The sequence below is a fragment of the Kribbella sp. NPDC005582 genome, from assembly GCF_040605415.1.
Classification (GTDB): Bacteria; Actinomycetota; Actinomycetes; order Propionibacteriales; family Kribbellaceae; genus Kribbella.
In genome coordinates this window covers 2,018,646-2,032,825 of sequence record NZ_JBEXCU010000001.1, presented here as the reverse complement: position 1 = coordinate 2,032,825, position 14,180 = coordinate 2,018,646, and the positions used below count along the sequence as shown (strand labels likewise).

The following is a 14,180-nucleotide window of genomic DNA, read 5'->3' as shown; positions in this document are numbered from 1 at the left end:
GGTCACCGTGTCCACGTCTGTCGATGACTACCTCACGAGTCTGGGCAAGGCCCTGCCTGGTCCGCGGCGGAAGAAGGCCGATCTGCTGGCCGAGGCGCGCGACCACCTGACCGACGCCACCGAGGCGTTCGAGGCCGACGGACTCGACCGTACGGCGGCCGAGCGGGCCGCGGTCGCTGATTTCGGCGAGCTGTCCGACGTGGTCCCGGCGTACCGGGAGGAGTTGTCGGTCGCGCACAGCCGCAACACGGCCGCCCTGCTGCTCGGAGTGATGCTGCTGCAGCCCTTGATCTGGCAGCCCGGCGTCTGGGCGTGGAACCAGGATGTGAACGGACCGAGCGAGCTGAGCGTCATTCTCGAGCAGCTGGTCCGCTGGATCGGCGGTGCCACGATCGCGGGAGCGGTGATCGCGGTGCTGGCCACGAGCTTCGGTCAGCGGTACGCCGTCGTACGGCGACACGGGACCCGCGCGACCGCAGTGTTCGCGTTCACGAGTGCGATCGTCGTGAGTCTCGGCGGAGTGTCGATGACGTTCGAGTCGAGCAAGACCTCCGGACACCTCGACGTGATCCCCGTCAGCGCGTTCGTCGTCGTACCGCTCTTGCTGGTTGCGCTGAAGTCCCTACGCCTCGTTCGGGCGTAGCACGCCTTCCACCACGGTCCGGAAGGTCAGCCACTCTTCCTTGCCAGAGGCAAGCATCTTCACCCCGGCCGGAGTCAGCTGGTACGTCCGCCGCTTCCGGCCGCCGACCGTCTGCCACTCGCTGACCAGATAGCCCGCACGCTCCAGCCGGCGCAGCGCCGGGTACAGCGTCCCGGTCGGCAGGTCGAGCGCACCGCCGCTGCGCTCGAGCAACGCCTCCATGATCGCGTACCCGTGCAGCGGCTCGTGCTCGACGACCGCGAGGATCATCGGATCCAGGTGTCCCCGCAGAACATCCGCTTTCATGTAGCCAGTCTACTCATATCGTGAGCTCCACACCCGAGCTTTGTAGATCTCCGCACCGGGAATCGTCCGGTGCGCGGTTCCCGGCACCGCGAAGTCGACCGTGTCGGTGCACCAAGTGGTCCGGCACCCGCTCTTCGGCTTGGTGCGGACCTCCTGGGCGTTCGGCATGCTGCTGATGCTCTTGATCCCGGCCTCGCTCAGCGTGGTCACGATTGTCGCGGTCGACTTGCTGATCTGGTAAACCTTCGAGCCCGTCGAGACCCACAGCAGGTCGTGATTCTCCAGGACCGGCGTGAGGTCGTGCCCGCCGGCGGTCAGCCCGGGTACCGACGTGACCTCGGTCAGCTTGGGGGCGGCCGCCGTACCGGTGATCTTCAGGGCCGCCAGCTTGCTCCCGCCGAGCACCCACAGCACCTGTCGTGCCGGATCCCACTGGACGCCGTGGGCGTCGGGCAGCGGATAGCTGACATAGGCGCCGGAGGACGAACCCTGCGAGGCTGTGTACACGCGGACGAAGCCGCCCGTGCTGGCCGCAACTGCCACGTTCCCGTCAGGAAGTAGTTCGACGCTGTGCGGATTGTTGGCCGAGCCGACGTTGACCGCCCACAGACGCTGGCCGCCGGGATAGCCGATCAGCGCGGCGAGCCCGCGCGAGTCCGACACGACGGCGACATAGGCGTCGCCCTTCATCCGAAGTTTCACGTCGGACGGCAGACCCCATGCGCCGGTCAGGCCGGAGAAGCCGTTGGCGCTAGTCGGGGACCACGTCCACTTCAGCGCGGCCGCCGTACTCCAGTCGGCCACAGCCGGATCCAGCAATCGGATCCGGGCAGCCGAGGGGTTGTCGTAGTTCTGGTCGGTCACTGCCACCAGGCGACCGGTTTCAGCGGCCTGCGCCGGTGGTGCCGCGGACAGGAGCGATGCGAGCACACAGATACTGCCAAGCAGGCGGAACATGGCAACCCCCAGGTCGGAATGTCCCGGCCAACGGTAGTGATGCCGTGACCCACTCACCACACCAACCGGCGGGGCGAGGACTCAGACGGTGAGCTGGCCGAAGCGCAGCATGCCGGTCGCGGCGTCCTGCTCCGGCGGCAGGTAGACGCGCTGGATGGCGACGACGATGGCCTCGGCGACGACGTCACGGAAGGCGGCGTCGGCCAAGCGGGCCGAGTCGTGCGGGTTGGTGACGTAGCCGATCTCGAGCCGGACCGCGGGCATCTTGGTCCGCCGCAGCAGATCCCAGGTCTTGGCGTGGGTGCGGCAGTTCAGCAGGTCGGTGCGGGCGACGATCTCGCGCTGGACGAGCCCGGCGAACTGCTCGCCGACGCTCGACGAGGCGCCGTGCAGGTCGTTGCCGTAGTAGTAGGTCGCGACGCCCTGAGCCTCGGGGTTCGCGGAGCCGTCGGTGTGCAGCGAGACGCACAGGTTGGCGTCGGTCTCGTTGGCGAAGGCAGCGCGGGCGAGCTCGTCCGGTCCCTGGTCGCGGCCGCGGGACAGATAAGCCCGTACGCCGGTTGCCCCCAAGCGGCCCTCGATCCGCGAAGCCAGGTCGTACGCGATGTCGGACTCGCGCAGGCCGTAGCCCTCCCAGCCGTAGTCGAAACCGCCGTGGCCCGGGTCGATCACCACGGTCTTGCCGGACAGCCGCGGTCCGGCGGCCCGAACGGCCTCGGAAGCGCGCAGAGCATCCGGCCGGCCGCCGGTCGCCATCGGCTTGATCCGCTGGAGTGCCTTGAACGTCGACGGGCCACAGGTGCCGTCGGCGGGCAGACCCATGTTGCGCTGGAACTCGGTCACCGCGCGCTGGGTGTCCGGTCCGAAGATGCCGTCGATCCGGGCCACGGCGAAGCCGAGCTCCTGCAGTTTGGCCTGCAGGGCCAGTACGTCGTCGCCGGTCAGCGGGTGCGAGACGACGTACGTCAGCAGCCGGTCGCCCAGCCGCCAGCGCGCGTCGTCGATCGCGCGGTACGTCTGCGGGCCGACGATGCCGTCGATCATCAGCCCGCGTTGCTGCTGGAAGCCCCGGACAGCGTGCGCTGTCGCTTCGTCGTAGACGTCATGACCGCCGGTCAGCAGCCCCAGTCGCTGCAGCTTGCCGATGATCTCGGCAACCGCCTCACCACTGTCGCCGATCCTGTACACGCCGTGCGGGCCTTCCATAGAAACTTCTCCTCGCCGTGGCGGACGGTGTCCTACCTAGTGGATCACGCCGTGAAGTCGGCGAGCTCCTTCAGCAGTGCCGCCTTCGGCTTGGCGCCGACGATCGACTTCGCGAGCTCACCGTTCACGTAGACGTTGATCGTAGGGATACCGGTGACGCGGTAGTTGCTCGGGGTGACCGGGTTCTCGTCCACGTTCATCTTCAGGAAGGTCAGCTTGTCACCGTGGTCCTGGTTCAGCTCCTCCAGGATCGGCGAGACCTGGCGGCACGGACCGCACCACTCGGCCCAGAAATCGACCAGGACCGGCTTGTCGCTCTTCAGCACGGTCTGCTCGAACTCGGCGTCGGTGACAGCGTTCATCTTCTCGCCCACGGCGATATCTCCTTCAGAGTGTTTTGTGTGAGGTTCAGACGGTGACGGACTCGGTGGCGGCCGCGGCCGCCACGGTGTGCTCGAACTCGAGGCTGGCCAGGAAGCGCTCCGCGTCCAGGGCCGCGGCACAGCCGCTGCCTGCCGCGGTGATCGCCTGCCGGTAGGTGTGGTCGACCAGGTCACCGGCTGCGAACACGCCCGGCTGGTTGGTCTCCGTGCTGCCCTCGCGAGTCAGTACGTACCCTTCCTCGTCCAGCCGAATCTGGCCGTGGATCAGTTCCGAGCGCGGGTCGTGACCGATCGCGATGAACAGGCCGGTGATCGGCAGCTCGCGGGTCTCGCCGGTCTCGGTGTCGCGCAGGACCACGCCGGTCAGCTTCTCGCCGCCCTTGATCTCGGCGACCTCGGAGTTCCAGGCGAAGTCGATCTTGTCGTTCGCGAACGCGCGCTCGGCCATGATCTTCGACGCGCGCAGCTCACCGCGGCGGTGGATCAGCGTCACCTTCGACGCGAACCGGGTCAGGAACGTCGCCTCCTCGATGGCGGAGTCACCGCCGCCGACGACCGCGATCTCCTGCTGCCGGAAGAAGAATCCGTCACAGGTCGCACACCACGAGACGCCGTGGCCGGACAGCCGGTCCTCGTGCTCGACGCCGAGCTTGCGGTAGCCCGAGCCCATCGCCAGGATGACCGAACGGGCCTGGTGCACGGTGCCGGCCGAGTCGGTGACCGACTTGATCTCGCCGGTCAGGTCCATCGACACGATGTCGTCGGCGACCAGCTCGGCGCCGAAGCGCTCGGCCTGGGTGCGCATCTCGTCCATCAGCGCCGGGCCCATGATGCCCTGCGCGAAGCCGGGGAAGTTCTCCACCTCGGTGGTGTTCATCAGCGCACCGCCGGCGGTGACGGAGCCCTCGAAGACCAGCGGCTCCAGCTGCGCACGCGCGGCGTACACGGCGGCGGTGTAACCGGCCGGACCGGAGCCGACGATGATGACGTTGCGGACCACGGACTCGCTCATGCAGGCGTTCCTCGAATCGTTGAGACGGGTACGTCGTACTCAACGGATCCTTGAGGCCGACCATTCCCACGGTACCGACTACGAGTCCGTGACGCGCGCGTGGCCCACCCGGTGTGATCAGCGGTTTCGGAGCGTCACCGTGGTCTGGTAGAACGACGTACCGGTGCCGCCACCGCCGTCACATCCGGTCAGCACGTAGACCTGGATCTCGCGCTTCGAATCGCCGATCAGGCCGACCACGGTCGCCCGGGCGCCGTCGACCTTGGCCGGCTGGACCAGCTGGAGCTGCGGGTTCGGGCGGGTGGAGGCGAAGGTCCGGGCGCAGTTGAGCTCGGCGGCGCTGCCGTTCAGCAGCGGGGCGTCGGTGTTCTCGAGCCACTTCTGCACCTGCGGGACGATCTGCGCGGTGCTCAGCGAGACGACACCGGTGGGCAGGATCGCGGTCGGGTTGGTGTTCGCCGCGTTCTCGCCGGCGCGGTCCTTGGTCGCCATCACGACCCCGACCCCGATCGCCGCGATCAGTACGACGGCCGCCGCCGCACCGAGCAGCTTCGGCACGTGCCGGCGCGGCTCCTCGCGGAGTTGCACCAGCGAGTGCACGCCGACCGTGGAGGCCCGCATCACGGCCTCGGACCTGATCACCGCGTCCAGGTGATCGGCGACGTCAGCCGGGATCGGGATGTCGGCCCGGCCCTCCTCGGCGAGATCCTCGGTCAGCTCCAGCAGCGCGTCGTACGTGAGCTGGCAGTCCGGACACGCTTTCACATGCTCACGAGCGCGGTGCGCCTCGGTGGCGGGCAGCAGGTTCTCGAGCAGATCGGCGATCGTGTCGACGTCGAGGTGCTCGAGGTGTTCGCTGGTCGGCAGACCGGAATCGGTCATCGTGAACTCGCCCCCTGACGGGACGTGCGCCTGCAGGCGCGCGTGGTGGTCATCGGAGTACTCCGGTCGAAGACGTCGGCAACGGGCCGCCAGAGTCGGGGCGAACCCCAGGCGACTCCGCTACGACGGCTGGGCCGGTCATTCGGTTCCCACGGCTTCGGCAGCTGTTGTGGCCGGAAGATCGTCGGTGCCGCCACGAGTCGTCTGCCAGTGCCGCAGCAACGGCAGTAGGCGGGCGCGGCCCCGGGCGCAGCGGGACTTCACGGTCCCGGGCGCGCAGCCGAGGATCGCGGCCGCCTCCTCGATCGAGTAACCCTCCATGTCGACCAGCACGAGCGCGCTGCGCTGGTCGGAGTTGATCTGCTTGAGCGCGTTCAGGACGTCGAGCCGACGCTCGCGCACCTCGGCGGCGTCCTCCTCGACCGGTCCGGCCAGCTCGGCCGCGCGGTCCTCGTCCTCGGGCAGCGGATCGGCCTGGCGGACCTGCCGCCGGCGGATCCGGTCCAGACAGGCGTTCACCACGATCCGGTGCAGCCAGGTGGTCACCTTGGCGTCACCGCGGAACGAATCGGCCCGGCGGAACGCCGAGATGAACGCCTCCTGCAGCGCGTCGGCCGCCTCCTCGGGTTCGCCGAGGGTCCGGATCGCGACCGCCCACATCCGGTCCCGGTGCCGCTTGACCAGGTAGCCGAACGTGTCCGGGTTGCCGGCCACGTGCAGCCGGAGCAGCTCGTGGTCGTCCAGCTGGTCGTAGCTGCCCGCCTGGACAGGCTGGGCGACCGGGTGCTGGGCGCCGATCCGGGGCGGTTGAGCCGGGTGCGGCTCCGAATCCAGGTGAGCCGTCATTTCTGGATCGAGACCTCCGCGATCGTGCCGCGGTACTTGCTACCGCTCTCCTTGGGGATCTTGGTCAGCCAGACCATGACGTACCGCGTCTCGGTCGGCGCGGACGGCGTCAGCGTCACCGCGCCCTCGGGCTGGTCCGCCTCGGTGGCGATCGGCTCCCAGCCGTTCACCGCCGCCGGCGACGTCGTCTTGTCGTCGCCCTTCGGAACCCTGATCTCCAGGCTGGTGCCGTCACCCTCGAGCGTCACGACCACCTTCGACACCGGGGTCAGCGCGCCGAGGTCGTAGATGATGCCCACGCCCGGCTTCTGACCGCCGAAGTTCGGCTTGTTGTTGTACGACTGGGTCTCCCAGACCGTACTCGTCTTGCCATCGTAGGTTTTCGGGACGTCGTCGGGATGTTCTTCGCCGTTGCCCGCGGGCTCCGGGTCGAAGTCCTTCGCGCCGACGATCTTGGCGGCCGCGCCGCTGGCCGTCGGCTTCGGCGTCGACGAGGCCGACGGCTTGCCGCCGGTCCCGGGGTCGTCGTTCTGGCCGCTGTTCAGACCGCCCTTGAGCAGGAACTGCGCCATCGCCACGACCGAGAGCAGTGCCAGGATCGCGAGCAGGATCAGGATCCGGCCACCCCAGCCGCCCTTCGGCTTCGGCTCGTCGGCGGCGCGCCGACGGCCGCCGTTTCCGTTCGACGGCGGGGGCGTCTGCCGGCGCGCGGCCGGCCTCGGCTCCACCGGCGCGTACGGCGCGGTCTCCGCGTGCCCGTTCGACGACTGGTACGCCGGGGCCGGGTCGAGCGCGGGCGGTGGCGCCTGCGGAACCACCTGGGTGGCGTCGTCGATGCTGCCGTGGTGCTGGGCGACCTGAACGGTCTCGTCCATCTGGTTCGGCGGCTCGTGCGAGCTGCCGACGACTCCGGACAGGGCCGCGGACAGGCCGGCCGCGCTGGTGATCGGCGGCGTGTGGTGCCGGGGCGGGTCGGCCAGCAGCCGGTCGCAGATGTCGTCGAGCGACCGCGGTACGCCAGCCCGAACCTGGCGCGGGCTCATCAGCCGGCCGTGCTCCAGCGGCGCCGGCTGCAGACCCCACGCGGGGGTCGTGTCGGGCCAGCGGCCGGTCAGCGAGGCGTAGAGCAACTGTCCGAGCGCGTGAACGTCCTGCTCGGCCGTGCCCGGGCCGCTCGAGCGCAGAGCGGCCTCGGTGGCCAGGCCGACCACCTTGATCGCACCGGCGTCGGTGACGACGACCGTCGACGGGCTGATCGAACCATGTGCGTGACCGATTCGGTGCAGGTTCTCCAGTGCTTCGGAGACCTCACGGGCCAACCAGCCCGCCTGCTGACCGGTCAGCGGTCCGCTCGCGAGCATCCGCTCCAGCGGACGACCGCCGGCCCACTCCCGGACGCAGTACGTGACGCCTTCGAACATGTCGCAGTCGAGCACCCGGAGGAAGCGCGGGTCGGCCGCCGCGGCAGCGCGCCGCGCGGCGTCGAAAAGCAGATTGGTCCGGGGGTCGCCGACCGGGAGGACGTCGACGACGACCGCACGGCTGAGCACCTCGTCCACGGCCCGCCACACGCGCGCACCGTCGATCTCCGCGAGGAGCTCGGCGATCCGGTACCGCCCGGCGAGCAGTGCACCAGGACTGACGGTCTGGTTCGACACGGTGTCTCTCGCCCTCCTGGATGCTGTGGTCGGCAGCCACCATCGTAGTGGCATCGTGATCCAGCGCCGGTGCACGAGTGCACAAGCTTTCCGATCAGCGGCGGCCAGGCAGCTTCGATGTGATCATGGACACCACGTCGTTGACCTCGTGGATCCTCAGTACCCGGGCCACTCCGGCGTACACGGGAAGCAGGACGATCCCGGCCACCGCCAGCTGCAGGAGTGCGCCGATCGGCCCGGAGAACTCCACGGCCTGGTCGACCGCCCACAGCACCAGCCGGCCGGCACCCGCGCCGAGTGCGGCGGCGATCACCATCGCGAGCAGCGGCAGCCCGATTCCCGCCCCGGTCACGCGCGGCACGCGCCGCCGCAACACCGGTCGCGAGATCAGTACGGCGACCGTGTACGCCAGCGCGAACGCCCCGCCGAGCATGACACCGGAGAACCGCAGGTGCTCCTTGTCCAGCAGCACCCGGACACCGATCAGCGCGGCGGCGATGTTCGTCGCCGCGATCACGCACTGCAGGAAGAACGGCGTACGGGTGTCTTCGAAGGCGTAGAACGTCCGCAACTGGAAGTACTGGATCGTGTACGGAACGACTCCGAATGCCAGCGTGACCAGCGTGTAGGCCATCAGTTGCAGGTTGTTCTTACCAGAGCCGTAGCCGGCGATCACCGTGACGATCGGGTAGGCGAACGCGATCATCGCCGCCGCAGCCGGTACGACGATCGCCAGCGTCTGGCGGATCGACCGCGCCGACAGCCGGGCCACCTCGGTGAGGTCGCGGTCCGCGGCGAGTGCCGACATCTGCGGCAGGGCCGCGGTCGCCAGCGAGACCGTGATGATGCCGTGCGGCATCAGGATGATCAGCATCGCCGTCTGGTACGCCGTCAGTCCGGCCTTCGCGCCGAGGTCGCCGGACGCGCTACCGGCGAGCGCGAGTTTCGTGACGACCACGAGCGTCACCTGGTTCACGGCGACGAACAGCATCGTCCAGATCCCGAGCTTCGCCGTCTGGCTGAGCCCGGTCCCGCGCAGCCCGAACTTCGGCCGGTAGGTGTGCCCGCTCGCCTTCAGATACGGCAGCAGCACCAGCAGCTGCACCGCGATCCCGGCCGTGTGCCCGAGACCGAGCAGCAACTGCTCGCCGTGGGTGTAGGTGGCCGGGGTGTCGCCGGTGCGGTAGACGAACAGGAACGTCACGATCACCGCGCAGGCGACGATGTTGTTCGCGATCGGCGCCCACATCATCGGCCCGAACCGGCGCCGCGCGTTCAGCACCTGACCGACCAGCACGAACGCGCCGTAGAAGAAGATCTGCGGCAGACACAGCTGGACGAACAGCACCAGGTTCGCCTTCTCGGCGATCCGGGACGGGTCGTGCAGTTCTTCGGGTGTGTAGAGGTTGGCGATCGCCGGCGCGAGCAGCACGCAGGCCGTCGTGACGACAGCCAGGATCACGAAGCCGAAGGTCAGGATCCGGTTGGTGAAGTCCTGACCGCCGTCGTCGTGGTTCTTGATCGCCCGCACCAGCTGCGGGACCAGGACGGTGTTGAACACACCGCCGGCCAGCAGGATGTACAGACTGTTCGGGATCGTGTTGGCAGCGTTGAAGATGTCGGCCCGCAGCGCGGTGCCGATGGCGGCCGCGATCAGGGCCAGCCGGACGAATCCGAGCAGGCGGGACAGCACCGTCCCGGCTGCCATCACCGCCGCGGAGCGCAGGGTGCGGTCAGCCATCCTTCGAGCCGACTCCTTCTTTCAGTGACGCGTCGGCCGGGAGACCGGCGTCGGAGTCCGTGGCGGGGGGTGCGGGGGCGGCCGGCAACGGAGCCGGGTGCAGCGGGTCGTGCTCGGGACCTGCCTCGGCCGCGGTCTCGTCGGCGGCCTGCGGGTTGCGGCGCTCGGCGCGGATCCGCCGGTAGATCCGGACGAACGACGTACCGAAGAGGAGGGCGCAGGCGGCGCCGACCAGGATCCAGCCGACGCTGCCGTACTGGCTGGCCTGGATCAGCATCGGCTGCGCGGGGCCGATCGGGTCGCCGTTCACGGTCACGACCTGCGCGGTGGCCTGGATGACACCGTTCTGCTCGGCGCTCGCGTTGATCCGGGGCGTCCACTTCTGGCCGGCGCGCAGGACGACGGTGTCGACGGTCCGCACCCGCAGGTCGGTCCGGTTCACCGACCGGACGACGACGCCGACCCGGATCGAGCGCTCCAGGTCGTTCGCGATCGTCAGCGGGAACGTGCCGTTGCTGCCGGCAAGGTTGACCTTGATCTCCTTGCCCTTGTCCAGGCTCGAGTTGACCAGGTGCACCCCGCGGAGCTGCCCGTTCACCGAGCCGAGCTCGACGTCGGCGTACTGGCCCGCCTGGTCGGCGTGCCCCTTCCAGCCGAGCGAAGCGGACTGCATCAGCCCCTTGGGCATGTCCGGGCTGACCGTGTCCGGCTCGGACAGCAGGCTCGTGTACGTCTTGATCGAGCCCGCGAGCCGCTTGATCTTGTCGAGCTGCGGACCGGTCAGGGTCCCGTTCGCCTTCGGTGCGGTCGGCGCGACGATCGCCCGCGGCCTGGGAGTGGCCTTGACGACCTGCTCGACGGTGACCGGTGTCAGCCACGGGAGGGCCATCGCCGCGGCGAGCGCAGCGGTCGACGAGCTGTCGGAATCCCACGCCCGCGGCGGTACGACGACCGCCGTGGGCGGAGTCTTGCCGGCGGAAGCGGCGAGCAGTGCGGTCTCGGCGATGAACCGCTGCCGGACCTGCAGCGCGTCCGGAGTGGGGTCCGCGTCCGGTCCACCGGCGGTCAGTCCGGAGTTGGCGACGACCGTCCGAGTCTGCTTCGCGGGGCCCTCGGGTGTCAGCACCTGGTAGACCGAGGTCCCCGGGGTCACCACCGTCGCGGCATCGCCGGTCCAGGCGGCACTGTTGACCAGATTCAGGTCCCCGGCCTCGTCGGCGCCGCGGAACCCGCTGGCGGCGAAGGCCAGGTAGCGGCTCGCCGCCGACCCGTTCTCCAGCCAGAGCCCGTTGGTCCGCACCGGGACACCGAGGTTCGCCTGCTCACTGGTCATCCGGGCCAGCCGGACCAGCTCCTTCTGCGTGCCACCGGCGTCGAACAGGCCGGCCACGTCCACGTCGCCGTACGGCAGCGCGACGACCTGGCTGCCGGCCGACTGGCTCGCCTCCAGATCCTGGAGCCAGCGCTGGGCAACCTTCCCGCCCGTGCCGGGGACGGACTGCTTGAAGCTCGTGCCGATCCGGTAGCCCGTGACCATCTGCTCGGCCGCGTCTCTCACCGCGGGGTCCAGCAGCCAGGTGACCCGGCGCTGCCTGCCCAGGTCGAGCGCTCGCCGCAGCCCGCCGCCGGGACCCATCTCCTGGGCCAGCGAGTCGTCGGCGAACAACACGCCGCCGACGAAGGTCGGCCGGTGCCGCAGCGGGATCACCAATGCAGTGCTCACCTTGGCCAGCGGCTTCGTGCCGAGCACCGGCATCAGGGTCCGGGCCCGGCCGGAGGTGATCCGTCCGCCGCCCTCGTCGTCGCGACGGAAGGTGACGCCGACGACGTACGTGCCGCTCTGCTTGCTGACCTTCCACTCGCTCCACGGCACGGTGAGCGTGAACTGCGCCTTCGCGTTCGGAGCCAGCTGGTCGCCGAGGACCTGATAGGTCGTCTCCGAGTTACCGATGCCCGAGCAGCTGTCCCGGTCCTTCATCGGGATGTCCTGCTCGTCCGGTACGGCGGCCAGTTCGGCGGCGGTGGTCAGCGGCTTGCGAGCGATACACGCGATCGCCTGCGGGTTGCGGAAGGTCGCCGTACTGGTGTTGGTGACGGTGCCTTTGATCGTGACGGTGTCACCGGCCTTCGGGGCGGCCGGAGCGAACGAGTCGATCGTCACGTCGACGGTCGGATCGTCGTCCACGGCCGCCGCCGGGACGGCCGAAATCGCTGCCGGGGCAACGATCAGCAGGCTCGCGGAGAGCACCGCTGAGAGCCTCAGTCGCCGTCTGAACACGCCGTCACCGTAACCTAGTTCCCCGTGTCACCTTTTGCCGACCAGTCAGCCCCTGCCGGATCGTTGTCCGCCGTACAGCGGCAAGGCGTCCAGTCACTGCTGGCGATCGCTCCTGTCGTGGACGAACTGGGTGCCCGGTTCGCCGCGGCCGGCCATGAGATCGCCCTGGTCGGGGGACCCGTCCGGGACATTCTCCTCGGCCGGGGGAGCAAGGATCTCGACTTCGCCACCTCGGCCCGTCCGGACGAGGTCGAGCGCCGGCTGGCCGGCTGGGCGGACCACATCTGGGACATCGGCAAGGCGTTCGGCACCATCGGTTGTCGTAAGGGCGAGTGGGTCCTGGAGATCACCACTTATCGGTCGGAGTCCTACGATCCCACCTCACGCAAACCCGAGGTGGCCTACGGCGACAGCCTCGAAGGCGACCTGGCCCGGCGCGACTTCGCGATGAACTCGATGGCTGTGCTGCTCCCGTCGCACCAGTTCGTCGACCCGTACGGCGGTATCGCCGACGTCGCGAACAAGGTGATCCGGACGCCCGGCAGCCCGGAGGACTCGTTCTCCGATGATCCGCTGCGGATGATGCGCGCGGCCCGGTTCGCCGCCCAGCTCGGCTTCACGCCGGACCCCGCCGTGGTCGCCGCGATGACGGCGATGGCCGACCGGATCACGATCGTGTCCGCCGAGCGGGTCCGCGACGAGCTGATCAAGCTGATCTGCGCCGACCACCCGCGGATCGGCCTCGACCTGCTGGTCAGCACCGGCATCGCCGACTACGTGCTGCCTGAGCTTCCCGCGCTGCGGCTGGAGAAGGACGAGCACCACCGGCACAAGGACGTCTACGAGCACTCACTGACCGTGCTCGACCAGGCGATCGATCTGGAGCCGCGACTCCCGTACCCGGCGCCCGACTTCGTGAGCCGGTTCGCCGCGCTCATCCACGACATCGGCAAGCCGAAGACCCGCCGCTTCGAGGACGGCGGCAAGGTGACGTTCCATCACCACGACGTCGTCGGCGCCAAACTCGCGCGCAAGCGGATGAAGGCACTCCGGTTCAGCAACGAGCAGATCGAGCAGGTCAGCACGCTGATCGAGCTGCACCTCCGCTTCCACGGCTACGGCGACGGCGAGTGGACCGATTCCGCCGTACGGCGTTATGTCCGCGACGCCGGCGACCAGCTCGAGCGCCTGCACGTCCTGACCCGCGCCGACTGCACGACGCGTAACCGTCGCCGCGCCGAGACGCTGCGATCGGCGTACAACGACCTCGAGGAGCGGATCGCCCGCCTCCAGGAGCAGGAGGAACTCGACTCCCTGCGCCCTGACCTGGACGGCAACCAGATCATGCAGATCCTCGGCCTGCCTCAGGGCCGTGAGGTCGGCGAGGCCTACAAGTTCCTGATGGAACTCCGCCTCGACCAAGGCCCGCTCGGCGAAGACCGAGCCCGCGAAGAACTCCTCCGCTGGTGGTCCGAGCGTAGCTAGACCGCCTGCGCCTCCTGGGAGGCGTAGGCGGCAGCGATCGTCTGCGCGGACGCCGGGTGTGGTGCGTAGGTGACCTCGCCGATCGCGGCGACCGGGAGCGCCGGATCGATGGAGTTGGTCAGATAGGCCGCATCGAAGCTGCCGAGCTCGCTGACCAGAATCCGCTGGGTCTCGAAGGACTCCAGTCCGCGCTGGAGCACCTGCTGGCGGATGCCGGCCAGCACCGGTGCGGCTGGGAAGACGATCTTGGTGCCGCGAGCGAAGCAGATGTTCCAGATCGACGCCTCAGAAACCTCACCGGCTGACGTGTGGAACAGCGCGTCGTCGTACCCGGCCGCAGCTGCCTGGCGGGCGTGGTAGATCAGGTCGAAGGTGCCGGTGTGCTTGAGGTGCGGTAGCGCGCGCTGGTGCTGGATCGGCCGCAAGCGCAGTGGTTTGGTCCCGGGCTCGACAGGATCGCTTCGGCGGATCAGCAGGTCGAGTTCGCCGTCCAGCGAGAAGACGTTGACGCGCAGACTGCAGTCGCGCTCGCGGCCGAGCGCCGTACGGAGATCTGCGCGGACGCGGTCGGCGTCGAGCGGTTGGCCGAACACCTCGCGGGAGCTGCGGTCCAGTCGATCGAAATGCAGGTCGAGCCCGTCGACCCGGCCGTCGCGGACCTGCATCGACGTGAAGTGGCCGTAGCTGGTTGCCCGAAGCAACTCACTCGTGACGGTAGGCAACAGTTCGCCGTTCAGCAGCAGGGAATCAGGCACTAGCCCAGTGTGACGGTCTAGGCTCGCG

Annotated in this window: 13 protein-coding genes; 2 read left to right on the top strand and 11 right to left on the bottom strand. The window is 69.1% G+C overall.

Going from position 1 to position 14,180, the window contains the following annotated elements; genetic code table 11:
* Window positions 1–7: 7 nt before the first annotated feature.
* A complete protein-coding gene (locus ABZS29_RS10085; RefSeq protein WP_355460335.1) occupies window positions 8–643 on the top strand; it encodes a permease prefix domain 1-containing protein in 636 nt (211 codons plus the stop codon).
* Here the strand turns inward: ABZS29_RS10085 and ABZS29_RS10080 are convergent.
* The 10 genes from ABZS29_RS10080 to ABZS29_RS10035 form a co-directional block, all read right to left on the bottom strand.
* Complete coding sequence (locus ABZS29_RS10080; RefSeq protein ID WP_355460333.1) at window positions 623–949, bottom strand: helix-turn-helix transcriptional regulator; 327 nt, start codon at window positions 947–949, stop codon at window positions 623–625. The two genes, ABZS29_RS10085 and ABZS29_RS10080, sit on opposite strands and share 21 nt — an antisense overlap.
* 9 nt (window positions 950–958) lie before the next feature.
* Window positions 959–1,906 carry a DUF6528 family protein gene (locus tag ABZS29_RS10075; RefSeq protein WP_355460331.1) on the bottom strand — a complete coding sequence of 316 codons (948 nt, stop codon included), beginning with the start codon at window positions 1,904–1,906 and terminating at the stop codon, window positions 959–961.
* Between the two features lie 81 nt (window positions 1,907–1,987).
* Window positions 1,988–3,112: an N-acetylmuramoyl-L-alanine amidase gene (locus tag ABZS29_RS10070; RefSeq protein ID WP_355460330.1), complete on the bottom strand. Its 1,125-nt coding sequence runs from the start codon at window positions 3,110–3,112 to the stop codon at window positions 1,988–1,990.
* A 44-nt stretch (window positions 3,113–3,156) separates the two neighbouring features.
* Complete coding sequence (gene trxA, locus ABZS29_RS10065) at window positions 3,157–3,474, bottom strand: thioredoxin (RefSeq protein ID WP_355460852.1); 318 nt, start codon at window positions 3,472–3,474, stop codon at window positions 3,157–3,159.
* 46 nt (window positions 3,475–3,520) lie between these two features.
* On the bottom strand, window positions 3,521–4,507 hold the full coding sequence (trxB, locus tag ABZS29_RS10060; protein ID WP_355460328.1) for a thioredoxin-disulfide reductase: 987 nt from the start codon (window positions 4,505–4,507) through the stop codon (window positions 3,521–3,523).
* A gap of 117 nt (window positions 4,508–4,624) precedes the next feature.
* Complete coding sequence (locus ABZS29_RS10055) at window positions 4,625–5,389, bottom strand: hypothetical protein (RefSeq protein WP_355460327.1); 765 nt, start codon at window positions 5,387–5,389, stop codon at window positions 4,625–4,627.
* 138 nt (window positions 5,390–5,527) lie between these two features.
* The gene (gene sigM, locus ABZS29_RS10050) at window positions 5,528–6,235 is read right to left on the bottom strand and encodes an RNA polymerase sigma factor SigM (protein ID WP_355460325.1); all 708 of its coding nucleotides are present in this window, start codon (window positions 6,233–6,235) and stop codon (window positions 5,528–5,530) included.
* Window positions 6,232–7,893 (bottom strand): protein kinase family protein, encoded by a 1,662-nt coding sequence (locus tag ABZS29_RS10045; protein ID WP_355460324.1) that lies wholly within the window; start codon window positions 7,891–7,893, stop codon window positions 6,232–6,234. Before ABZS29_RS10045 ends, sigM begins: the two co-directional genes overlap by 4 nt.
* Before the next feature lie 94 nt (window positions 7,894–7,987).
* Complete coding sequence (murJ, locus tag ABZS29_RS10040) at window positions 7,988–9,634, bottom strand: murein biosynthesis integral membrane protein MurJ (protein WP_355460322.1); 1,647 nt, start codon at window positions 9,632–9,634, stop codon at window positions 7,988–7,990.
* A complete protein-coding gene (locus ABZS29_RS10035) occupies window positions 9,627–11,912 on the bottom strand; it encodes a hypothetical protein (RefSeq protein ID WP_355460320.1) in 2,286 nt (761 codons plus the stop codon). Before ABZS29_RS10035 ends, murJ begins: the two co-directional genes overlap by 8 nt.
* 63 nt (window positions 11,913–11,975) lie before the next feature.
* On the opposite strand from ABZS29_RS10035, the gene ABZS29_RS10030 reads away from it, so the two are divergent.
* Window positions 11,976–13,397, top strand: a complete 1,422-nt coding sequence (locus tag ABZS29_RS10030; RefSeq protein WP_355460850.1) for a CCA tRNA nucleotidyltransferase — start codon at window positions 11,976–11,978, stop codon at window positions 13,395–13,397.
* On the opposite strand, the gene ABZS29_RS10025 is transcribed toward ABZS29_RS10030, so the two are convergent.
* Complete coding sequence (locus ABZS29_RS10025) at window positions 13,394–14,152, bottom strand: aminotransferase class IV (protein ID WP_355460318.1); 759 nt, start codon at window positions 14,150–14,152, stop codon at window positions 13,394–13,396. The two genes, ABZS29_RS10030 and ABZS29_RS10025, sit on opposite strands and share 4 nt — an antisense overlap.
* Between the last annotated feature and the right edge of the window lie 28 nt (window positions 14,153–14,180).